Source organism: Bradyrhizobium sp. UFLA06-06 (assembly GCF_054820065.1).
Genome location: NZ_JADFUD010000019.1, coordinates 100575 through 122074 on the forward strand (window position 1 = coordinate 100575; position 21500 = coordinate 122074).

At 61.5% G+C, this 21500-nt stretch carries 19 protein-coding genes; all 19 read right to left on the bottom strand.

The genetic code is table 11. The features are described 5' to 3' along the window. Positions 1–78 precede the first annotated feature (78 nt). The 19 genes from IF803_RS18315 to IF803_RS18405 all read right to left on the bottom strand — a co-directional run bounded on the left by IF803_RS18315 (position 79) and on the right by IF803_RS18405 (position 21317). Positions 79–996 (bottom strand): class I SAM-dependent methyltransferase, encoded by a 918-nt coding sequence (locus IF803_RS18315; RefSeq protein ID WP_304496239.1) that lies wholly within the window; start codon positions 994–996, stop codon positions 79–81. A 205-nt stretch (positions 997–1201) separates the two neighbouring features. Further along, on the bottom strand, positions 1202–2668 hold the full coding sequence (locus IF803_RS18320; RefSeq protein WP_461193015.1) for a hypothetical protein: 1467 nt from the start codon (positions 2666–2668) through the stop codon (positions 1202–1204). Then, entirely contained in the window at positions 2665–4182 is a 1518-nt protein-coding gene (locus tag IF803_RS18325; RefSeq protein WP_461193016.1) for an ABC transporter ATP-binding protein, read from the bottom strand. Before IF803_RS18325 ends, IF803_RS18320 begins: the two co-directional genes overlap by 4 nt. Beyond that, on the bottom strand, positions 4169–4975 hold the full coding sequence (locus IF803_RS18330) for an ABC transporter permease (RefSeq protein ID WP_080686883.1): 807 nt from the start codon (positions 4973–4975) through the stop codon (positions 4169–4171). The genes IF803_RS18325 and IF803_RS18330 overlap by 14 nt, the downstream gene beginning before the upstream one ends. Positions 4976–5062: 87 nt before the next feature. After that, positions 5063–5659: an acyltransferase gene (locus IF803_RS18335; RefSeq protein ID WP_080686884.1), complete on the bottom strand. Its 597-nt coding sequence runs from the start codon at positions 5657–5659 to the stop codon at positions 5063–5065. Continuing rightward, positions 5656–6597 (bottom strand): Gfo/Idh/MocA family oxidoreductase, encoded by a 942-nt coding sequence (locus IF803_RS18340; protein WP_461193017.1) that lies wholly within the window; start codon positions 6595–6597, stop codon positions 5656–5658. Before IF803_RS18340 ends, IF803_RS18335 begins: the two co-directional genes overlap by 4 nt. 118 nt (positions 6598–6715) lie before the next feature. Then, positions 6716–7240: a transcription termination/antitermination protein NusG gene (nusG, locus tag IF803_RS18345; protein WP_028343099.1), complete on the bottom strand. Its 525-nt coding sequence runs from the start codon at positions 7238–7240 to the stop codon at positions 6716–6718. Next, positions 7237–7878 (bottom strand): winged helix-turn-helix transcriptional regulator, encoded by a 642-nt coding sequence (locus IF803_RS18350; protein ID WP_028343100.1) that lies wholly within the window; start codon positions 7876–7878, stop codon positions 7237–7239. Before IF803_RS18350 ends, nusG begins: the two co-directional genes overlap by 4 nt. A gap of 138 nt (positions 7879–8016) precedes the next feature. Beyond that, entirely contained in the window at positions 8017–9234 is a 1218-nt protein-coding gene (locus IF803_RS18355) for a glycosyltransferase family 4 protein (protein ID WP_461193018.1), read from the bottom strand. Then, positions 9231–10334 carry a glycosyltransferase family 4 protein gene (locus tag IF803_RS18360; RefSeq protein WP_461193019.1) on the bottom strand — a complete coding sequence of 368 codons (1104 nt, stop codon included), beginning with the start codon at positions 10332–10334 and terminating at the stop codon, positions 9231–9233. The genes IF803_RS18355 and IF803_RS18360 overlap by 4 nt, the downstream gene beginning before the upstream one ends. Further along, positions 10331–12145 carry an asparagine synthase (glutamine-hydrolyzing) gene (gene asnB / locus IF803_RS18365; protein ID WP_196238211.1) on the bottom strand — a complete coding sequence of 605 codons (1815 nt, stop codon included), beginning with the start codon at positions 12143–12145 and terminating at the stop codon, positions 10331–10333. Before asnB (IF803_RS18365) ends, IF803_RS18360 begins: the two co-directional genes overlap by 4 nt. Before the next feature lie 169 nt (positions 12146–12314). Then, positions 12315–13268: a glycosyltransferase family 4 protein gene (locus tag IF803_RS18370; RefSeq protein WP_461193020.1), complete on the bottom strand. Its 954-nt coding sequence runs from the start codon at positions 13266–13268 to the stop codon at positions 12315–12317. Between the two features lie 227 nt (positions 13269–13495). Next, the gene (locus tag IF803_RS18375) at positions 13496–14425 is read right to left on the bottom strand and encodes an NAD-dependent epimerase/dehydratase family protein (RefSeq protein ID WP_461193021.1); all 930 of its coding nucleotides are present in this window, start codon (positions 14423–14425) and stop codon (positions 13496–13498) included. Positions 14426–14428: 3 nt separating this feature from the next. Further along, on the bottom strand, positions 14429–15280 hold the full coding sequence (locus IF803_RS18380; protein WP_461193022.1) for a class I SAM-dependent methyltransferase: 852 nt from the start codon (positions 15278–15280) through the stop codon (positions 14429–14431). Continuing rightward, positions 15270–15839, bottom strand: coding sequence for an acyltransferase (locus tag IF803_RS18385; protein ID WP_461193023.1), 570 nt, complete (start codon positions 15837–15839; stop codon positions 15270–15272). The genes IF803_RS18380 and IF803_RS18385 overlap by 11 nt, the downstream gene beginning before the upstream one ends. Continuing rightward, entirely contained in the window at positions 15836–16678 is an 843-nt protein-coding gene (locus IF803_RS18390) for a methyltransferase domain-containing protein (protein WP_304496248.1), read from the bottom strand. The genes IF803_RS18385 and IF803_RS18390 overlap by 4 nt, the downstream gene beginning before the upstream one ends. A 147-nt stretch (positions 16679–16825) precedes the next feature. Beyond that, positions 16826–17947, bottom strand: coding sequence for a glycosyltransferase family protein (locus IF803_RS18395; RefSeq protein ID WP_461193024.1), 1122 nt, complete (start codon positions 17945–17947; stop codon positions 16826–16828). Then, a complete protein-coding gene (gene asnB / locus IF803_RS18400; RefSeq protein ID WP_461193025.1) occupies positions 17923–19761 on the bottom strand; it encodes an asparagine synthase (glutamine-hydrolyzing) in 1839 nt (612 codons plus the stop codon). The genes IF803_RS18395 and asnB (IF803_RS18400) overlap by 25 nt, the downstream gene beginning before the upstream one ends. Positions 19762–19763: 2 nt before the next feature. After that, a complete protein-coding gene (locus IF803_RS18405; protein WP_461193026.1) occupies positions 19764–21317 on the bottom strand; it encodes a lipopolysaccharide biosynthesis protein in 1554 nt (517 codons plus the stop codon). Between the last annotated feature and the right edge of the window lie 183 nt (positions 21318–21500).

Sequence of the window (21500 nt, forward strand, 5' to 3'; positions counted from 1 at the left end):
TCTGAGTCAGGACACTCGGCCCACTCGCGCGACTACCGCAACGAGCAATGGAAAGTGTCTTCGAGTACACGGAGTATGTCATTCCACTTTCCGAAGCTCGTAGCAGCCGTCAATTCCGGCGGCCTGTCCGTCGACATACGGCACACCTCTGGCATCAAATTCCAGCCTCGAGAGAAACTGACGACTTTCAGCGTCGAAGGATCGATCCATCATCGGCGTGAACCGCTGCGGCAGCAACGACATTTCGAAGATGGAAACCGCATTCCCGATGTGCTTGGCACTGAACCCCGAAATGCGCGCAAGCTCATTCATCTCTTGCGTCGTCCAATTTCGGCTTATCGGACAGTCGAAAGTATCGGTAGATCGCCTGAAGGCTTCCTCACGCGAAAGACCGCGATATTTTGCGTCGCTCGCCGGCAAGACGTGAGAAACGAACAGATGAACCCAGATGCTGTTGCGATTGTAGACCATCAACCGCGCGTATCCCGACGGCTTCAGGATTCGCCGAAACTCCTTCAGAATTTTCTCCGGGCTCGGGACGTGATTGAGCACTCCGGAACAGTGCACATAATCAACCGTTCCATCATCAAGAGGGATGCGATCGTCAGTTTCGGATACGTGGATAAGCTTGCAATCATACCCGTGAACGCGCAGGCGATCCGCCGACTCCGCCAGCGACGGGCGGGAAATGTCCATGCCATACACGGCTGCAGGGCGGGAATACGTTAGAAACCCAACTAGGTCGTGACCGGGACCGCAGCCGTAATCGACGATCACCTCGCCATCGTGAGACGAAACCGGCAGAAACTTGATGTAGTCGACATATTGGTCGTTTCGCCAATGCATATAGTCGAGAGACTCCGCCGGCGAAGAGAATTTCTTATGGAGCGTGACGTTGAAGTCGCTCCAGTAAGATTCAGAAGAGGGATCGGCCTCGGTGTGAGGCGAGGTCGCAGCCGCAAGCACCGTGCGGCCGCCCTTAAACTTGTTCGCCAAAGATGCTCCTATTCGCCTCAACATTGATCTAAGCTCCTACCGAATTGACGTAGAGAACCAAAACGTCAAACGCCTGCCGTGTCACTTTGGTTGGTCCTTCAGCGAAATTACCGGCCACGAGATCAACACTCACCTCGACGCCAACGAAGCCCATACGGCTCGGACATGAGCGCCTTTCGGCGTTTGCCGGTGGCAATCAGAGAAATTATCTCGCCAACCATGCCAATAGCGGACTGACCCGGCTTCTGACCCTCCCAGGCACCGCTCTCCACATTTTCCCGATAGGCCCAACCGGACTCATATCCGGCTCGACCGGCTCCGCCACCTGACGAGCATCATCTTCGGCCAGCGGAACATCATCCGCGGCTTGAGGCACAGCATCATTTTGCGGCTCGCTCCTCGGTTCGAGCAGCTGCCTTAGATGGTCCTGCTTGGCAGACAGATAGGCTGACAACTGAGGTACGTCGGTGGGCACCTCCGACAATGCGACCGTGTAGGGATCCTGCGGATCATGGGGAGATCGCCACGGCTGCGCAACCGACTGCCAATGTTGCCTTTCGGGATCTGTGACGACGCTTGGATAAAGCTCTTCAATCGCGGACGCGATCACCGAAGTGAGCGCACGGTAGCTGTAGTTACCAGATGCAATCAGATGTTCGTGAGCTCGTTCCACATAGCCCTGCAGGGACTCAAGATTGTCAAGCTGTGCCAGAACATCGCGGGCGTTCGAGAAATCTTTCTCCAACGGGATGTAGTGAACATCCGGGACGATCGCATCGGAATAGCGTCCTCGAAAGAGAATCATTGGCGTCATCATCGCAGCGCATTCGAACACACGCGGAGAGACCTGTCCGGTATCAAATGGCTGCTCGAAAGGCGCCAGGAAGTCAGCCAGCTCTGGATATTCAGGCGCACGGCCATGCAGGGCACGGAATCGCTCAATCTCCCGCTCGAGCTCCTGGTCGAAATCGAAGGCGTTGCTTCCGCTCTCGCTGCCAAGCATAGCTCGGCAGTCACCGATAAAGTTGAACCAGTCCTCGCCGTAGATTCGACTGGCTTCATCAGTCCTGATGTTGTGCGGCTGGCCCAACTCATCGCAAAGCGCGGCCATGTAGCGGCCAATCTCGAATTTCTCAAAGCCGAGCCGTCCGTACCTCGCGCCGATTTGACGGCCGCGATAACCGATCGGAAAAGGTCGCTCAGCCAGCGGCTTGATCCGGCGATCCGGATGTGCGGCCGGCGCGTATCCCGTCAGCACCTGCCTCAAAGCAACACCCGGCAGCTGCATCGCGGGGTACACAAGCGGCCAGAATTCCTTCTGAACGCTTGTAAGCAGAACGTGAAAGCCGAGGCGCCTGATCGCACTCCGCAGCACACCTGTCCGATCGTACTCGTCCTGCGCTATTGCGATCTTCAGGCCACGAAACGACAGAACGGCTCGCACGTAATCGGGGTTCAAGTACCAATCAAAACAGAGCCGCGCACTGTAGCTGTTGATCAGGACATCGAATTCATTGATGTCAAAATTCAGCCGTGCATCGTCCGTGCAATGCACGAACTGGACTTCGCAGCCGGGAAGGTCCTTCAGCGCAGTAAGGTATTCCAATGTTGTTGGGACAACATTCGCGGCAGCCGAATAGGCTACCAGAACCCGCATCACTCGACCTGTCATCGAATCTCGGTATCCAGCAAATGCCGAGCCTCCGGATTCAAGCTCGAACCCGAGTCCTGATCGGGAGCGAACTGCCACTCCGCCGAATGAAAGAAGTCCGCGGAAACGTCAACCAGAGATTCCTGAACCTCAACGATCAGATCGAAGCTTCGCGACAACAAGTCGTGACGCACGGTGCCGTTGAATTTTGCCAGGTGATCGGCCCCATGGATACTGAGGCTTACAACGTATTCACCCGGCCCGAGCTGCACTGGATTAAACAGCATTTCCACGCAGCGTTCTTGTCCTTTCGTCGCGGAAAACTTGTCGGGGGGACTTATGAGCTTTGCCCGGCATGCTCCCAAATAGTCGAGCACGACGATGCCGTATCGGCACTCAAAGTCCCCATCCACGTAGGCAACCACATTCAGCACCAGCTTGGCCGGCGCCAGCGCCATCAATCTGTTGGTCTCTCCGCGCTCCGTGACCATCGTAAATCCGGACAGCTTCAAATCGCCGCTTGATGCCCATCTCGATAGCCCACCACGCGCGACGAACTTGAAATCCCGGGGCGGCTCGATCGCCGGAAAAACAGCTGCCGTCGCGTGTGGAGCGAAATGCGGCTCCTGCAACAAGACCTCTCGATCAAATGTTGTTTTGCCATCCGCGGGCTTTTCTGATCGCGCTGGCAGCGACACTGAACCAGCAGCCCCTGCCGCTGCGCCATCGTCGCCGGCGGCAGACGAAACCACGGGCGCCTGAAAGCGCTGATCGCCCCCTCCGTGCACGAACTCCTCATAGGCCTTCACCACTGCGAAGGCATCCCCCTGCATGCGGATCTTGCCCTCGTGAAGCCAGATCACTTCGCTGCACAGCTCGAGTACCTGCGGCATTGAGTGGGAAACAAGCAGCATCGTGCAGCCACTTCGCACCAGGGCCTCCACCCTGGCCTTCGATTTTGCGACGAAGTAAGCATCCCCAGCGCCGAGGACTTCATCGACGATCAATATCTCCGGCCGGATCGCGGTTGCGGCGGCAAACATCAGGCGCGCCAGCATGCCCAACGAATAGGTCTTGATCGGCTGATCGAAGAAGTCGCCGAGCTCGCAGAACTCGATGATTCCCTCGACTGCGTCCCGATACTCGTCCTTGCGAAGGCCGTTGTACTGCAATGACGCTTCGACGTTTTCCCGCCCGGTATGTTCCGGATGAAACCCGAGGCCCGCGGCCATCAGCGCCTGAACTTCCCCGTTCACCGACACCGATCCATGTGTCGGCGAGAAATTTCCGCAGACCAGCTTCAACAGCGTGGTCTTTCCCGCCCCGTTCCGCCCGATGATCCCGATCCTGTGGCCACGCGGCACCGCGATGGAAATGTCGCTGAGCGCAGGAAAAATCTTCGGCTGTTGGCGGGTTCGAAATCCGAAGCGCTGCAGGCCAAGAACGTCGACCAGCTGGTCGCCTTGACTTCCATAGAGCTTGTAGATCTTGGAAACCGCTTCGAACTTGATCGCGAACTGCTCAAGCGTAGTCAAAGAACACACCCTTTGCGCGCTGGAAGAACGAATATCCCACCATAAAGCTCGTGATCGCTATCAGAGCTGCGCCGCCGAAAATGCGGGGGTCGGGCCAGTTGCCGTAGCAGATGAGCTGCTGAAACGTCAGCACGAAGTAGGAAAGTGGATTCAGGAGAAGCAGCGGCTTCATGACCCCCGGAACCATCTCCGGAGTATAGGCGAACGGACTGATGATCATCATGACCATAAGAACCAGTCCGATGACCTGCTGAATGTCTTTCGCAATCAACGAGACAAGCGAAAGTATCCATCCAATTCCAGTCGCAAACATCAACAGGAGGAGCCAGCACACGGGAACGAGCACGATGGCCTTCCAATCAGTTCGCCCAAGAACGAAGCCCAGGCAGAGCGTGATTGCGAGACCGAACAGATGAGGGAAGTGCGCCGCCACCACGGATCGCAGCGGGATCAACTCCGCGGGAAACACGGTGTTGAGCAGCAGATTCTTGTTTGCAGAGACCGAGGAAATTGAGCTCGTGAGCGCTTCGTTGAAGGCCATGATCGGAACGAGCCCGGAGAAGACCAGCAGGATGTAGCCCCACTCATTGAGACCGCTGGGGCGGACCTTGAATACGAAGGCATACAATCCGGCGTAGATGCTTAGCTGCATCGCGGGCAGAAGGACTGCCCAACCAATGCCGACCACTGATCCAAGATAACGCTGGCGGACGTCGTGAGCCACCCCCTCGATAACGCGCGCTCCGTAGATCGAAAGAAGTCGAAAAACATTCAGATTTGATGAGTATTTCATTTTCCATCAGCTTCATCGATGCGGTGGAGAAGAAGCTCCTTGGGCCTTGGTCTGCCCCGTCGATCGACTTCCTCGAATTGCACGACGCTAGCCGGCGTCAGCGCTGAGCGCTCCTGACGAGTCGAGCTTGTATTTCTCGCCGGTTCGCGGACAGACCAGATCTGCGCCCAGCCGCTCTCCGCTTCGGCTCATCCAGCCGGCCCGTCGCGCCGGATTGCCAATCATCAAGGCGAATGCCGGCACATTCTTCGTCACGACAGAGCCGGCGCCGATGAAGCAGTATTCGCCGAGCGAATGGCCGCACACGATAGTGGCGTTGGCACCGATGCTGGCGCCGCGCCCGACGGGTGTGCTTCGAAACTCGTCCTTGCGCGACACATCGGCACGCGGATTGTTGACGTTGGTGAACACGCAGCTCGGACCGCAAAACACGTCGTCTGCGAGTTCGACACCGTCGTAGAGCGACACATTATTCTGAATCTTGCACCCGGCGCCGATCTTTACGCGCGGCCCGATCATGACATTTTGTCCGATCGAACAATTCTGACCGATTACGGTGCCGGGAAGCACGTGGCAGAAGTGCCAGATCTTGGTACCTCGCCCGATGATCACGCCATCGTCCACGTAGCTGGATGCGTGGATCAGCACGCCCGGAAATCGGGGATCATCCTTCATCTCGCTCATTTGGTCGACGCCCCACGCGCGGACGGATGCTGCCATTCATGCCCGGTGGTCAATGGTGCCTGGCGGAAGGCAGACACGATGTCGATCGAAGCCCGCACGTCGTCAAGGCCGAAACCGCGCCCTGCCAGAATCTCCTGGTAGCTCCGCGTATGGAGATCCGTGAAGCCCTCCGAGAACTCGACCTCCTCACCATCAACGGTGATCGAGCGGAAGGTCGTCTTCTTGCCTTGCACATCAGACGGCAGATCATTGCTGTCCACCGACAGAAACCAGCTGATGTCTGCCCGCTCGCATTCGAGGAATCCGGCCGCTCGCTCGCGCTGGCGCAGATGCGCCTCATTGCGCTTGACCGAACCGAACACGAAGCTCAGCATGTCAAAGAAGTGCACACCGATATTGGTGGCGACCCCTCCCGACTTGGCATCCTCGCCTTTCCAGGATGTGTAATACCAGCGGCCTCGTGAGGCGATATAAGTGAGCTCCACCTTGTGGCGCTTGTTGCTCGTCCCGAACTTCTCCCGCAGGTTGATGATGGCGGGATGAAGCCTCAGCTGCAGGATGGTTGAGATGCGCCGGCCGGTATCCTGCTCTATCTCGGCGAGACCGTCGATGTTCCATGGATTCAGAACCAGCGGCTTCTCGCAAATTGCGTCGGCTCCTGATCGCAGGGCGAACCGGCAATGCGCATCATGCAGATGATTGGGTGAGCAGATCGACGCGTAGTCGATTTTCTCGCCGCGCCGCCGCAGCTTATCGACGTGGCGGTCAAATCGTTCGAACTCGGTAAAAAAGTGGGCATTGGGAAAATAACTATCCAGAATGCCGACTGAGTCATTTGGATCGTAGGCGATCTTCAGATCTCCGCCTACCGCGTGTATCGCCCGCATGTGACGCGGCGCCACGTAACCGGCTGCTCCTATCAACGCAAACGAATGCATCTGGCTTCTCACGCCTCCCAACGAAGTTCAATTTTTCCAAGCTACCGCACTCGGGGTGAATCGAGCACCACCCCGAGCCGGATTTCTCTACCACCACGCCTGCCGACGGCAGACGCCGTCAGGCCGCGGCAATCAGATTGGCGCCGACCATCACACGCACCTTGCGCCCCAACAGGTCGAGCAAGACCGCGACACGCTCATGATCGCTGACGCCTTCCACCAGCGCGAGACTATCAGCGAACGCCCCCTCGGTGATCCGCACCTTGTCTCCGGGCGCAAAGGGAGACCGACGCGAGAGCGCGATGAAACCGGCTTCGTCCTCACGCGCCTTCAACGCCCCGACCACGGCGTTCTCCACCGACGCCGGCCTGCCATGCAAGCAGACCAGATGGGAAACACCGAGTGTCGATTGAATAGCGCGCCACCTCTGCGTTGCGAGATCGATGGCGACAAACAGATAGCGCGGAAACAGCGGCCGCGCGACGACGTCGACCCGGCGTGCGTGACTGCGGCGCTTTTGGTAGCGCGGAAGATAGACACCAAATCCCTGGCGGACCAGATTGGCCGCCGCCTTCACTTCGGCATTGACGTGCGTCTGCACGACATACCAGCTGAGGCCGAGCTGCGCTTCCGTTGCCATCATTCCACTCTCTGCACGCCAGGCGGACGCAACCCCAGCAGGTCCGGCGTCAATACTCTTTCCGGCCCGAACATATCGACAGCCTGATCGAACACATCCCTGGCCTTGTTGAGATGTGTAACGACGACCGCGTCGAACGGCTCGGCCACTTCGGCATAGGACGGCACCACTTCGATCCCGAAGAAGTGTGACGCGGCTTCATCGGCATCGACAACGGCAACGATGGACACCGGGCTGTCCACGGCGCACAAGATGGCTATTTCGCAAAGATCGGATTTCCCGGCAAAAACAATTCGCTTGAAGCCCAGCACCTGAGCGCGATCGAACACGCGCGAATACTCTTCCTTGGCTCTTCGAAAGAGCGAAAACGACGAAGAGAGGAACTCAACGGTGAGCCTTGATTTTTCGGAAAAGCCCTGGGGCGTGAGATAATAGGCATATCGACGGGCCGGCGCCTGGCCAACCTTGACGAACCCCTTCTTGATGGCGCGCCTCAAATAGGCATTGACCAAGCCAAGCGCGATTCCGAGTTCCGCCGCGATGCGCCGCTGCGAGCGCGCCCCGTCGATTTCAACGGAGGTGAGCAGACCGAGCACAAGTCGGTCGCTGTCTCTGTCGTCCGTCGGGAGTGTGTTTGCCATGCGCCAATTCCTGCAAGGCGTGCATTAGCGCGTTCATGCGATGAACGTCAAGCCAAATCGTTCACGCGATGAACAGATCAAGTCATTGTTTTTAAAAAGAATTTATCGGATGAACCGACATCTCGTCCCCACCAAATGTCAGGCGTGGTCATCCAATGGCGTTAAGTACCGCGCTGCCAGCACCGAGTAACTGTACTGCCGGGCTGCGGCGATCCGATCGCCCCGCGAACGCTCCGGGCCATTCAGCGCTACGACCAGGGACTTGGCGAGCGCTGGCGGATCATCCGGTGCACATCGAGACGTCACCAGCTCTTCAAGCCCCGCGAGCGCCCTGCCCTCGCACGCGATGACGCTCCGCGGGGCAAACAGGCAGTAGTCGAAGAGTTTGTTCGGGCTGATGCCATGGTGATAGAGCGCGTTGTTGTGGAAGGCCACGACGGCGCAATCGGAGGCATGCAGCATGCCGTGCACGACCGATCGATCGACTTCATCGTGAAACTCCACATTGGCTAGCGTGGCCGCCCGCTGTCTCAACGCCTCCCTCGAGGTGCCTGAACCGATCATCACGAAATGGATCTCGGGGTTTGCTTTGCCGAGGATGGAAGCCGCGTCGAGAATGGCCTCCACGGCATTTGGAGGGCCCATGCCGCCGGCGTAGAGAACGACGCGCCTGCCCTGCCGCTTCAACAGATTGATGCGATCGATCAGAGGGTGACCCAGATTTTCGATCGTCAGCGCGCTCTGTATTTCACCGTCGGACACTCCGTTGGGGATCCACGTGAACTTACCAGACGGCAAGCCACGCGCGCGCATATGGGCTTCAGCTCCGGCCAACAGACAGATCACGCGATCTGCCGCGCGATAGGCTGAGCGCTCCTTCCAGCCGAGCACCTTCATCAGCGGATGCCAGGCGGGGGTCATTCCAAGCGCCACGATGCTCTCCGGCCAGAGGTCGCGGACCTCCAGCCAGAACCTGGCATCGAATTGCCGCGCGATCTGATCTGCCGCCGAGATGAAGAACAAATGCGGGCTCGACGCAATCATCAGATCCGGTTTGCCGAACTGCGCGGCGATTGCAGACGCTGCCGAGCGGAAGGCCGGCCCAAAGCTCAGGTTGTTCCGAAGCCGCCCCAGGCTGCCGCCGGCATAACGCGGTGTATCCAGAAACCAGAAGTCGACGTCGTTGATCCGCTGCGGCCCCGGAACGCGCGGCTGCCTGTGCAGATGATGGAAGGCGGCGCTGACCACCAGCACCCGATGCCCCATGTGTTTCCAGGCGTCGGCAAGCCAGAACGGACGATAGTGGCGCCCCAGGCCCGGACCTCCTGCAAAGGGATGCAGCAGCCAGATGTTCATGCCACCGCTCCGAGCGAGGCAAATCGTCGGTAGAGTTCGTTGAGCTCCAGCGCGTCATGCTGCCAATTGAAATTCCCGGCGACCGCCGCCCGTCCCGCCAGCCCCAATCGGATCGCCCCTTCTGGGTCATCCGCGAGCATGGACAGGCTGTTCAGCAACGCCGCGCGATCGTTGAGCGACACGACGAATCCGCACCCCGCCGCCTCGACGATCTCCTTTGATTTTGGCAGGTCACTTGAAATGACGGGCAGCCCGGCGGCCATGTATTCAAAAAGCTTGGTTGGAAGTGACAGCAAATAATTCGGTTCGGGCAACAGCAGATTGAGACCGATGAGACTTTCGTTCAGCAGCGCCGCTATCTCGCCCCGCCCGAGCCTGCCCCGGTATGATACGTCGGCGGAAGATTTCTCGAGCCAGGCTTCTTCTTCGCGGCCGATGCTCCCGGCGAGCACGAGCGGCAAACGCACCGCGGCACATGCCTCCACCATTTCGACCAACCCGCGATCGAAACTCGTCCGGCCCACGTAAACCGCCTGCCGCCGGCGCCTCGTCGTCGGCGTCGGCTCGATGAATTCGCCCAGTCGCACGGTGTTTCGCACCAGCGTGACGGCCGCACCATAGACGCGAAAGCGATCGGCAATGGCCGGCGTCGCAGCCACGATCGCATCAAAACGGCGCGCGGCGCTCCGCTCCACCAGTTCCATCGCGCGCGCCACAGCGGGCCGCATCCAGGGCCAAATCCATCTCTTGGAATAGATGTCCGCCGGCACATCCTCGTGGACGTCGTAGATCACCTTGCAACGTCGACTCTTCAGCCGCAGCGCGAAGGGAATCAGTTCGGGATCGTGAAATTGCACGACGTCCGCGCCGGTCGCGCGGGCAAGCGCGAGCGCCGCTCGTCCCACGACCCACGGGCGCTTCCATCGGGCAACCGGCGGCACCTCGATCAACTTGAATTCAATGCGGCCTGGATCGCTCGGACGGGGTGATCGCGCCACGACAGTCACGTCGTGACCGGCCTCGGAGAGGCTTCGCGCCTCCTTCTCGACGATTCGAATGTCATCGGCCGAATGGACACTCGACAACATGCAGATCTTCATGGAGCTTCAACCCCGAAGCGTTCAGCCCAAAGCGCCACGCAATAAAGCCGCCAGCGCATTCCGAGGTCGAGCCGGTGAAATTTCCTCTTCACCGCAGCCATGTCCGCGTACCGAGCAAGCAGTGCGCTGCCGGCCACCTTTTCATACATCGCAGGCGAGTGTCGATTGAGCCATAGCTGATCGGGCGCGGCGAAACCGATCTTGTCCTTGCGCCAGGAGATGCTGGTCGGAAGAACCTCCTGCATGGCTGCACGGAGCGGCCACTTCGTCCACCCGTTGTTCAACTTGATGCGCGTTGGCAAGCTCAACGCAAACTCAACAAATCGGTAATCCAGGAACGGCAATCGCGTCTCGATCCCAAACCGCATCGAGTTCTTGTCCTCGAAACGGAGCAGCATCGGCAGATTGGTCTCCGTGATCTCCAGTACCTGCATTTCCTGCGCGTCCCTCGTCTCCCGCGCAAAACGGCGAAGACACTCCGGCAAGTCCGGGTTCTTCAGGAAGGCATATCGCCAACGGTAGAATGTGGCCCTTAGCACCGCCGAGCTGGCGCCAAACAGGTACATCAGCAAGCGTTGAGCCGAAACGCCAGCCTGTGTGGCCGCGCGGAAGGCGGTAAAAAATCCGCTTACACCAGAGCGATCCAGCTGGTCGCGGAGCCACGCCGCATAATAGCGATGATAGCCCAGCAGCGTCTCATCGCCCCCCTGACCATCGAGCAGCACAATCACGCCGTTCGCGCGCGCCGTCTTCATCACCTCGTATTGCATCATGATCGAGGGACCAGCGAACGGCTCTTCCTGCACCTCGAGCAAGGCTTCCGCGGTCGATGCGAAATCCTCATAGCTCGGCTTGGTGCGCAACCAGTTCAGCTCGGCCTTTTCCACGACGTCGGCCGCGTAGGCTTCCTCGTTGTTCGCCGCCTGCTCGCTCACCGCAGTGATGGCAAAGAAGCGACCGTTGGAGGACGACGCGTAGTGCCTTGCGGCCAGCGTCGCGACGCTCGAACTGTCCAAACCTCCCGACAAGCAGGTTCCGACGCGAACATCCGAGCGCAGGCGCAGGCGCGTCGCGTCGTCGAGCAGCTCCGCCAGTAACCTGGCCGCATCCTGTTCGTTCCCCACGGTCAAACGAGGCGCTAGCGAGTAATAGCGCTCGATCTCGATCCGCCCCGTCGACACGTCGACGCGCAACTTGTGTCCGGGCGGCAGCTTCTCGATCCCCTTGAAGAAGGTCCGGCTGGTGTGATCGCTCAAACCGCAGACGAGAAAATCCCTGACGAGATCGTCGTCCGCGATCGAACGCCCGATCAAGGGAAGCAGCTGGCGAATTTCCGAGCCGAAGGCGAACTGCGTCGCCGTGTTTGCGAAGTAGAACGGCTTTACGCCAAAACGATCGCGCGCGCAGAACAGCGTATTGTCGCGCTCGTCGTGAATCGCGAACGACCACATGCCGTTGAAACGGTCGAGGCACTTCTCGCCCCAGCGGATATAGGCCGCCAGCAAGACCTCGGTGTCGGAGGCGGTATGAAAGACGTGACCGAGCGCTTCGAGTTCTGTACGAAGCTCGAGATAGTTGTAGATCTCACCGTTGTAGGTGATCCAGATCGGAAGAAGTCGATCGCGCATCGGCTGCGCGCCGTCGTCAGTCAAGTCGATGATGGCCAACCGCCGGTGCCCTAACCCGACCGCGCCATTGACTCTCACTCCGCGTCCATCCGGACCGCGGTGAGCGACGAGATCGGTCAGTCGATCGACTTGATCAGCATCAACGAGCCCGTTCTTGGCGACTAGGCCGAATATGCCGCACACGAGTGACTGACCTATATCCGCTTGGGTTTCTTGGACAATGCGACGGGAAACGCATTCGAGCCGCTATGGCTTGAAATCCCATCCGGCGCCTGAGCTCACCTCTAACCCGTTCACGCGATGAACGTCAACCTCACCGGGTGAAGGAGCGCTCGCGCGAGCTGACTAACGTCTATCTTCCGATCTGTTCACCACGCTCCCGACCTGCGGCCTGTCGCATTGTCGCCGCAAAACTCGCTGCGAACGCGCTGACGTTGTCGTCCTGGTGCGGGACGACGTTCCGTATGATGGGCCCGTGAGCGTCCTGCGCGGCCTGCATCAGGTGGTCCGCCAACGCGACCGGATCGTCGACGCCGAAATAGCGGGCGCTACCGGCGGTCTGCTCCCGATGCACGTCGATGTCAGACAGGATCATCGGAACGCCAAACGACTTCGCCTCCTCGACGGTCGTGCTCCAGCCCTCGAAGCGCGATGGGTTGATCAGTGCGGTTGAGGCGCGCAGCAGCGCGTAGACATGCGGCAGCGGGATAACGCCAAGGTGGCGGAAGTGCGCTTCAAGGCCGCGCTTCTGGATCTCGGAGTTGACCAGATCATAATAGCCCGGCTCGCGCCGATCTTCCTTGCTGCCGGATGCACAGATCACCACGTCGACCGCCCGCCCCTTCAGGATCGTCAAGGCGTCGACGACGAGCTGGTGGTTCTTGTGGCGATAGAACTGATTGGGCAGGTAGAAATAGTTCGCAGGCAGATCATATGCCGCGATCACGTCCGACGGGTCGGTGTTCAGGAACGCGGCCGGCGGCTGGGTCGCGAAGCGAACCACGCAGACCTTGTTTCTTGCGCCTGGATAGTAGGCCTTGAAATCACGCAGCGCGCTCTCGCTGCTCAGCATGATGGTTCGGCCCGAGGCGATTTGCATGCGAAAGCCAAGCTCGCGGCGCCAGCGTGCCGTCGCTGGAAACAGTTGCGGCAGAGAGCGGTGCTGCAGATCCGGAATCCATGCCACCGCCGGACGCGCGAGCCGCCAACCAAAGAAACGTGCCGATTCGACGACGACATCAATCCCGGCGTCTCGAAACGCCGCCGCGGCTCCGCGATCGAGACCAAGCCCGAGTGCCGCGGCCAACCCTGGCTGTCCATCGAATGCTTCCGATCGAACGACCTCGACACCCGGTATTGCGGCAAGCTCCGCGAGCTCATTCTCCTCGGCCCTGGTCCCGGCAAAGACGATCGGAACGAATTCGCCGGGCAGAAACCTGGCAAGCGCCGCGAACAGATTGCGCTGATAATTGTAGCCGCCGGCCCAAAGCCGTCGCGAAATGTGACTGAACGCGAACCGCAATGGGCGGGGCGTCACGAAGCCTGCCCCTTGAACCAGGCCACGTAATCGGCAAGGCCTTGATCGAGCGGAATGCGCCAATCGAACCCGATCTGGCGCAGCACGGCATCGTCGGCCAACAGGCTCACGGGATCGCCGGGCCGGCTTACGCCCGAGTGTCGCACAACCGTGTTGCTGCCCCACTGCCGGATGAGACCGGCTGCGATATCGGCAACGCTGGTCCCGCGACCCGACCCGCCATTGATGACCCGGAAAGCCGCCTGCGGCGACGGCGCCGCGACGCTTGCGAGCAGCCTTGCGACATCGCGCACGTCGGTCCAGTCGCGGATTTCGTTGCCGGTCCCGCCAAGCGTGAGCACCTGCTCCTTGGCCGCCAGCCGCGAGCAGATGTCCCAGAGCAGCTGCTTGCGCAAATTGGGTCCATAGACCGAGAACAGCCGCACGATCGCGCAGCGGATGCCAAACGACTGCGCGTAGCTCCCGCACAATTGCTCCATCATCAACTTGTGCTGCCCATAGGGCGACATCGGCGTTGCGATTGCGCTTTCAGCGATCGGGCCGACATGGTCGGCCCCATAGACGGCCGCGCTTGACGCCGCGATCACGGCGCAGTTCGGCGCCGATCCGCGCAGCCATTCGAGCAGCCGCGCGGTGCTCGCCACGGTCCGCGAAAAGTCCTCGAACGGCCGCTCGATCGAGATGCCGACCGACGATCCGCCAGCCAGATGAAAGATCTGCGCCGGCAGCCCGTGGGCTGTGGCAAGCGCGTTGAGATTGGCCGCGTCGATTTCACCGTTGATCCAGCTCTGCAAACCAAGCCGCCGGGCTTCCGCTGCATCGAGCGCACCATGCCCGACGCCATGCACCGCATGGCCCGCTGCCGCCAGCTCATGCACGAGATGGCGGCCGATGAACCCGTTCGCGCCTGTGACCCAGACGATCATCGCTCAGGCCTTGTGACAGACAAAAGAGTAGAGCCGGCCCGGTCGATTGTCGAAACGCTCGGCCATCGACAGCAGCGAGCCGAACACAAGGCGTGACGCAAACGCGGTTCGCCACAGCGGCGCCACCGGAACCTTTTGCGTCAACCTGGTCACGATCGCCGATTTCAGGGTCTCCAGCGTATAGGGAAACAGGTTAATCGGGCTTTGCAGCGGCGCCAGCGTGTCGATCGCGGAAAAGCCTGCGGCGGTCAGCGCGCCGGTGTAGCGATCGAGCAGGAAGGCATGCTCGCCCCCGTAAAGATGATGCAACGGATGCTGCGCGAGGAACCGGGGAAGGTCCGCCTCCTTGCTGATGACATGCTCGCGCGCCGCGATCAGCATGCCGCCGGGCCGCAGCACGCGAAACATCTCCCGGCATGCGCCCTCGAGATCGCGCGTGTGGTGCAGCACGGCGCGGGCGAAGACGAGATCGAACGCCGCGTCGGCGAACGGCAGCCGCTCGGAAAACTCTTCGACCACCCGGATCGGCAGTTGCGTCTGCCCTACCAGATCGCGGATCGCCGCCGCTCCCACGATCGCGCTGGGATCCGGCTCGAGCGCCGTCACGGCAAAGCCGGTTCGGGCGAGCGCGTAACTCGCAATGCCGCGGCCGGCGCCAACGTCGAGCGCGGTGCCGGACCGGCCGGCCAGCAGCGAAGCGACCGCCTGCCACTCGGAGCTCCGGAAATAGCGTTCGGCAGCGCCGGCCAGCGGATCGTCGTAGAATGCATCGAGCACAAGCTGGCGCTGGTCCGGCTGATTGCGCAGCCAGACCACCGCGTCCTCCCAGGTGGTAAACTTGCGCTCACCGTTCATCGGGCCCAAGCTCCCTCACCAATACGGCCGGATTGCCCGCCACGATCGAAAACGCCGCGACATCCCTGGTCACGACCGCGCCGGCCGCGACGATAGCGCCCTGGCCCACCGTCACGCCGCGCAAGACCATCGCACCCGCGCCGATCCAGGCATCATCGCAGATTCTAACCGGACTCTCATCAAGCGAGATATCGTTCGGATGCCCGCGCGTGAAAATCTGCTGGACCTGTTTGTGCCGCTCGGCCGCCCGCAGCGGGTGCGTGAGATTGTCGAAAACATTCGCCGAATGCGAGATTAGGACGCGGTTGCCGATCTCGATCGAGGCCGCCGACCAGATCCGGGTTCCTTCTCCGACGTAGCACCATTCGCCGATCTTGATCTCGCCACCATGCGCGAAGGTCAAAAGCTCGCCCAGGATGCGGCTATTGCGGCCCACGACGATCTTGTCGGAATCGCCGCGAATGTTTCTGATCCTGGCATAGCGGCCGAGCGCCGCGTCCGGCTGCAGGCGGCAAGTCGCGCGACCGATCAGACGCTGGATCAGGTAATCGACATTCATGCCGTCAACTGCAGGCACGCGACGGCGCGCGACGACGCCGCAAGGTCATTGCCCTGCCCTTTGCCGGTATGGATGTCGAAAACGGTCGCGTCGGCGAGCGCCTCGGCGCTCTGGCGCGACCAGCCCTGCCGCGAATAGCCGAAATAATCGACATGATGGGATGTCGCGCCGAATGCCTCGATGATGCGCTCGATCATGGCGAGATCGAACACCTGATACCAACCGAGATTGTCGCGCTTGCCGAACGGCACCGAGATCAAGCAGGTCCCGCCAGGCTTGAGAATGCGCTTGAACTCGCGCACCGCCGGCACAAAGCCGTCGCGATCGGTCTCGGCGTCGCGCGGATCGCCGGTGTACAGCATCTGATTGTCGAGGCCGATGTGCTCGATCGTTGAAATGCTGGCGACGGTGTCGAAGACCTGATCGCCGAACATCGTCTTGCGGAGATCGCCGAACACATAGGAGTAGCCGTCATGCCAATAGCACCGCTTCTCCGGTGCCAGCGTCATGATGGTGAGATCCGCGCCGCGCAGCGGCGGACGCTGCAGCAGGAAATCGTGGTTGAAGGTCGATCCCGCGTCCAGCATCTTGCCGACATTGTTCAATCGGGCATAGGCCCAGGGATATTCCACCACGCGCTCGTCCATCGCGACGCCGTAGCCGGGCGGAAGCTCCTTTCCTGCCTGAAGCAGGCCCGCATCGATCGCTGCGGTGATGGTATCGCGCTTGACCGTCTGATAGCCCGGGCCGAACGGCCGCGGCCGCAACCTGAACAGCGGCACCGCGAGCCCGTCGGCCGCCCATTTCAGCTGATGGATCAAGTCACTTGCAGACATCATCTCGGCCCGATCGCCCGCCCGCTGGCCGGCCCTGTGCACCGTCTAGAGCCTTTTCCGTTCCGATGGAATCGGAACGAGGCTCCAGATTGTTGTTTTGACGCGTTTTCATTGCGCGAACCGGCACCCACTTCGCTCGAAAACGCTCTATCACGGCCCAATCCGCGCGACGAGATCGATAAACTGTGCCCATTGCGCAGCCTTGCTGTAGGTCTCCTGCACACGGCTCCTGCCGGAGGCGGCGATCCCAGCCCATTGAGGCCAATCCTGCAGGCTGTGTGAGATCGCCTCGGCGGCCCGCTCGGGAGCGTCGTACGTGCGCATCGTGACGCCGTCCTGCATCGCCTCCGGGTAGTTGCCGGCATCCGACACGAGCAGCGACCCACAACCCATCGCCTCGAAGCAGCGCATATTGCCGCGATCGTTGCCAGCCATGTCGATTGCGCCGTTGAGCACGATCTTCGCCGATCCAAACAGCTCGTAAAGGTCCCTGCCGAACAGCGGCAACCTCGCGATTCGCGCGATGACGTCGGGCCGTCGGTGCTTGCGCAGCGGCAGCAATCGACCGACCGCGCTTTCGGCAAGGCGAGTCAGCCGCGACGCATCGAGGCAGAACACGATCTTGCGATCAGCCGCCAGCGCAGCGACCTGCTCGAGCGTCCTGCCCCGCGCGCTATGATGCCGCGAATATCCACCGACAAACGCCACGTCGATCGGCCGTTCGCCGTGACCGTACTGCTCCATGACGGGGTCGATCGCGGGAAAGAAGAGCTCGGCCCGGCACCCCTTGCTGCGCCATGCCTCGAGGATCGAGGGGAAGTTTCCAAGCACCGCGCCATAGGCGGTGAGATCGGCATTTCCGGAGGGCGCGGCGCGCCAGCACAGCGTCTTCTTCACGCAGCCGGGAAGCTTGGCGACGAACGCGCTCGGATAGCGCACCGGATCGAGATTGTAGAACACCTCGGTTCTGTGATGCTCGATCTGCGCGAGCAGAATGGCCTCGAGCGTCGGCGCTTCCTTCATGCCCTGCTCACGCGCCCACTGGCGCTGCAGCACCTCGTCGTCGCCATTCGTGAAGAAGGCTTCAGTTGCGCCGTCGAGCACGGGCTTGAGAAAATGCGCGGCGCCAAACCGATCATGCAGGAACACGTCGCGGCGCGCGTCGAAACTTGACGCTTTTGCCGCGAGCTGGTTCAGCCTCGGCAAATAGGACGGATAGAGACCGCTATTCTGGAACAGACGCATGGTTACGCGGACCTTGCCAACATCCATTTCATGTTCAGATAAGGCCAGATCCGGCCGACACCCTTCCAATCCCAGCTCTGCGACGCCGTCAAGCGGCCGACCGCCCTTCGAAGGGGCGTTTCGTCGACGAACTCGGCGAATGCCGGAACATTCCGATCGAGCAGCTCTGCCGTCCAGCCCGCCAATGGCCCGTTCAGCCATTCCGGCATCGGCGAGTTGAAGCCTACCTTGCGGCGCGCGGTGCGGATGCTTTCGGGCATCAGGTTCGCCATCGCCTGCCGCGCCACCACCTTGGTCAGGCCATTCGCCGACTTGCTCGTCTCCGGCAGCGCCATCGTGTAGGTGACCAACCGCCAGTCCATGAACGGCATGCGGACCTCGATCCCGTGCGCCATCGAGAGCCGGTCGAAATTGCGCAGAATGGTAGGCAGCGTGGTCGAATGGAACATGCGGTAGAGGCGCCGGTTCAACGCGCCCCATGTATCAGGCAATTCGTCATCCTCGGCGACCAGCGGCAGCCGCGCAGGCGCGGCCGCAACGCCTCCGCGCAGGAAGTAGTGCCCCTCGCGCCTGATCATCTGCGCCCGCAGGAAGTCGATGCCGCGCTGCGCCAGCTGCGATCGTGAGGTGAGCGCGGCTGCTGCGTTCCGGATCCGGAATGCGGCCGACTGCCCCTCCTGCAGGTAGGCGCCCATCAATTCGTCCGCCCCGTGACCGTCGAGTGACACGGTGACGTTCTGGCGCCGGAGTTCGCGATAGATCAACCACGGCGCGCTCGGCAGCCCGATATAGACGTCGTCATTGTCGTCGAGAATGCGGTCAAGGTCGGTGAGCGCGTCGGAGCGCCCGATCTCGAGAAAGCTCGGTGCCACCTCGGCCCACGCGGCCGCTTCCTCCGCCATCGGCCGCTCGTCATTGCTGGCGCCGGGAAACGTCGCGACAAAGGCGTGTCGCCAGGCCGTCGAGTCGCGCGGTCCCATGCCGGCCTTCTCATGGGTCGCCATGGCGCAGATCACCGCGGACGAATCGAAGCCGCCGGACAGGCAGGTCCCGATCGGAACGTCACTGCGCATCCGCAGCGCGACGGAGTCCTGAAACAATTCGCGAAAGCGCTCGACGCGTTCGGCCTCGGTATCCGGAATCGCCGACAGGTGATCCACGGTCCGCCACCAGCGGCGCACCTGCACACGCCCCTGGCGCAACCACATGCAGTGGCCGCCCTGCAGGCGGCGCAGTTGCGCGAACAGGGTCCGCTCGCTGCCTTCGATCCCGAACGGGTCAAGCAGCAGCCGCCGTGCCACGTCGATATCGAGCGACGTCTCAACCAGCCCGCTCCGCGCCAGCGCCCGCTGTTCGGACGCGAATACGAATCGCTCGGATGACAACGCATACAGCATCGGCTTGATGCCGAAGCGATCGCGCGCCAGGAACAAATCATCCGTGGCGGTGTCGTAGATCGCCAGCGCCCACATGCCGTTGAAGCGCAGCAGCATGTCCTCGCCCCACGCCTGCCAGGCGGCAAGAATCACTTCGGTATCGGACTGGCTGCGGAAAACCGCGCCCTTTGCCTCGAGCTCGCGGCGCAATTCGAGGAAGTTGTAGATCTCGCCATTGTAGACGATCACATGGCGGCCATCGCCTGACACCATCGGCTGATAGCCGCCCTCGCCGGGATCGATGATCGCGAGCCGGCGATGGCCGAAGGCGACGTTTCGCTTGGCATTGAACCAGGTGCCCTCGCCGAACGGACCGCGATGCGCGATCAGATTGGTGAGCCGCGAGATGTCGGCCGGCTCCACGGGAGCGCCGCGCAGATTGACAATGCCTGCGATGCCGCACATGTCTAGATGGCCTTGAAGGGCAGGAAGCGACTGCTGATGACGCGGAGATCACGCCAGCACACGGCGCGATAGGGACCGAGCTGCGACATCGCGACGGCGGCGACAAAGATCGCCGCGGCCGACACGCCGTAGAGCGACACCACATACCACCATGACGGCGCGTGGTCGAATGACGCGTGGTCCAGCTGCGAACGCAGCGCCAGCGCGATGGCTACTCCCGTGCCGAGCGGGATCAAGACGAAATGCAACATCCGTGACCACATACCTGAAAGCCGGAAGGTTCGCCGCAGCAACAGCACGGTGATCACCATCTGGGCGACCATCCCGACGCAGGAGCTCCAACCGGCCGCCTGCCAGCCGAAATACGGCAACGCGACGGCGCTGGTCGCCAGCGTGAAGATACCCGTCACGAGCGAGATCAGCGCATTGGAACTGGAGCGCCCCTGCGACAGCAGATAGAACGCAAACACATTGGCGCTGGACCCCAATATTCCGCTGATCGCGAGCACCACCAGCACCAGCTGGGCCTCGGCGGCGACCTCGGCGCCGGTCCATCGATGCAGCAATGCGCCTGCGACCGGGATCAGGCCGCCCAGCGCGCTCGCGGCAAGCACATTGAGAATCCAGGACGAGCGAAGCAGGAGGTCGACCTTGCGATCGTCATCCTCCCTCTGCAGGGTGCTGAAGAACGGGAACAAGATCTCGCCGATCTTCAGCACACCGATATAGACCGCCTCCTCCAGCCGTTGCGCGACGCTGTAGAAGCCGACGAATTGCGGCTGCAGCAGCGCGCCGAGCAGATAGCGGTCCGCCTGCCCGGCGAACAGCGCGCCGCTTTGCGCTGCGAACTGCCAACCACCGAGCTTGACCAGCGCACGCAGCGCGCCGCGATCGAGCGCCGGCCTCGCGAGCCAGTCGCTGATGGCGTGGCGCGACCAGGCGAACGCCATCACGAGATTTGTCGCAAAGCCCAAGGCCTGACAGCCGAGGAAGGTGGAGGCACGCGGCGCGTAGGGGATCAACAGCAGCATCGACATCGTCGTCACCACCGTGCCCGTGATGCTGATCGACGCGATCCGCCGATAGTCCTGGCGCGCCGTGAACAGCGAGAGGAAGACGGCGAACAGGCATTGGAACAGCCAACCGGCGCCGGCCAATGCGAAGGCGAGCCCGAGGTCGTCGGCGGCCGGGCCGCCGAGGTGAAATCCCAGTCGTGCGAGTGGCGCTCCGGCAAAGGCAAGCAACGCCGCGATCAGGCCGCCAAGGACGATGGCAAGCGCGAGAGCGGTCGCGAAAAATCGCCGCGCCATGTCGCGATCGGACGGTTCCAACCTTTGCGCGAGCTCGCGCGCCGTCGAAAGGCCAAGCGCATTGCTGAACATCAGCGCGGGCGCGACACAGGCCGTCACCAGACCCGCAACACCGAACGCGGCGAGACCGAGCCGGAAAATCACGAACGGCAGGATCGCGAGGTTGAGCAGCACCGCGACCGCGAAGGTAGTCGCGTTCCATGCCGAGTTACCGAGCAGATGGGATGGACCTTTTTTCACCGCCATGCCCGCTTTCGGTCCATCGCTCCGATACGCCCCAAGTGCCTCTTCCGTAAGGGCAAAACCCATTCGGCATGGCGACGGGCTAGCAGCCGGCGCGGTGATTGTCGAGGGTTGGCCGACGGCGGGGAGGTGTGGGGCCAGACCAGGGCCGCAGCAAAGGCAGGAGCCGATCTCCACGGAACCATG

Coding starts and splice junctions, on each gene's coding strand:
- IF803_RS18320 (WP_461193015.1), bottom strand. CDS start 2,668: ATGACAGGTCGAGTGATGCGGGTTCTGGTAGCCTATTCGGCTGCCGCG.
- nusG (WP_028343099.1), bottom strand. CDS start 7,240: ATGATGGCAACGGAAGCGCAGCTCGGCCTCAGCTGGTATGTCGTGCAG.
- IF803_RS18390 (WP_304496248.1), bottom strand. CDS start 16,678: ATGATGTCTGCAAGTGACTTGATCCATCAGCTGAAATGGGCGGCCGAC.
- IF803_RS18335 (WP_080686884.1), bottom strand. CDS start 5,659: ATGAGCGAGATGAAGGATGATCCCCGATTTCCGGGCGTGCTGATCCAC.
- IF803_RS18355 (WP_461193018.1), bottom strand. CDS start 9,234: ATGAACATCTGGCTGCTGCATCCCTTTGCAGGAGGTCCGGGCCTGGGG.
- IF803_RS18360 (WP_461193019.1), bottom strand. CDS start 10,334: ATGAAGATCTGCATGTTGTCGAGTGTCCATTCGGCCGATGACATTCGA.
- IF803_RS18380 (WP_461193022.1), bottom strand. CDS start 15,280: ATGAACGGTGAGCGCAAGTTTACCACCTGGGAGGACGCGGTGGTCTGG.
- asnB (WP_461193025.1), bottom strand. CDS start 19,761: ATGTGCGGCATCGCAGGCATTGTCAATCTGCGCGGCGCTCCCGTGGAG.
- IF803_RS18375 (WP_461193021.1), bottom strand. CDS start 14,425: ATGATCGTCTGGGTCACAGGCGCGAACGGGTTCATCGGCCGCCATCTC.
- IF803_RS18405 (WP_461193026.1), bottom strand. CDS start 21,317: ATGGCGGTGAAAAAAGGTCCATCCCATCTGCTCGGTAACTCGGCATGG.
- IF803_RS18385 (WP_461193023.1), bottom strand. CDS start 15,839: ATGAATGTCGATTACCTGATCCAGCGTCTGATCGGTCGCGCGACTTGC.
- IF803_RS18340 (WP_461193017.1), bottom strand. CDS start 6,597: ATGCATTCGTTTGCGTTGATAGGAGCAGCCGGTTACGTGGCGCCGCGT.
- IF803_RS18395 (WP_461193024.1), bottom strand. CDS start 17,947: ATGGATGTTGGCAAGGTCCGCGTAACCATGCGTCTGTTCCAGAATAGC.
- IF803_RS18330 (WP_080686883.1), bottom strand. CDS start 4,975: ATGAAATACTCATCAAATCTGAATGTTTTTCGACTTCTTTCGATCTAC.
- IF803_RS18350 (WP_028343100.1), bottom strand. CDS start 7,878: ATGGCAAACACACTCCCGACGGACGACAGAGACAGCGACCGACTTGTG.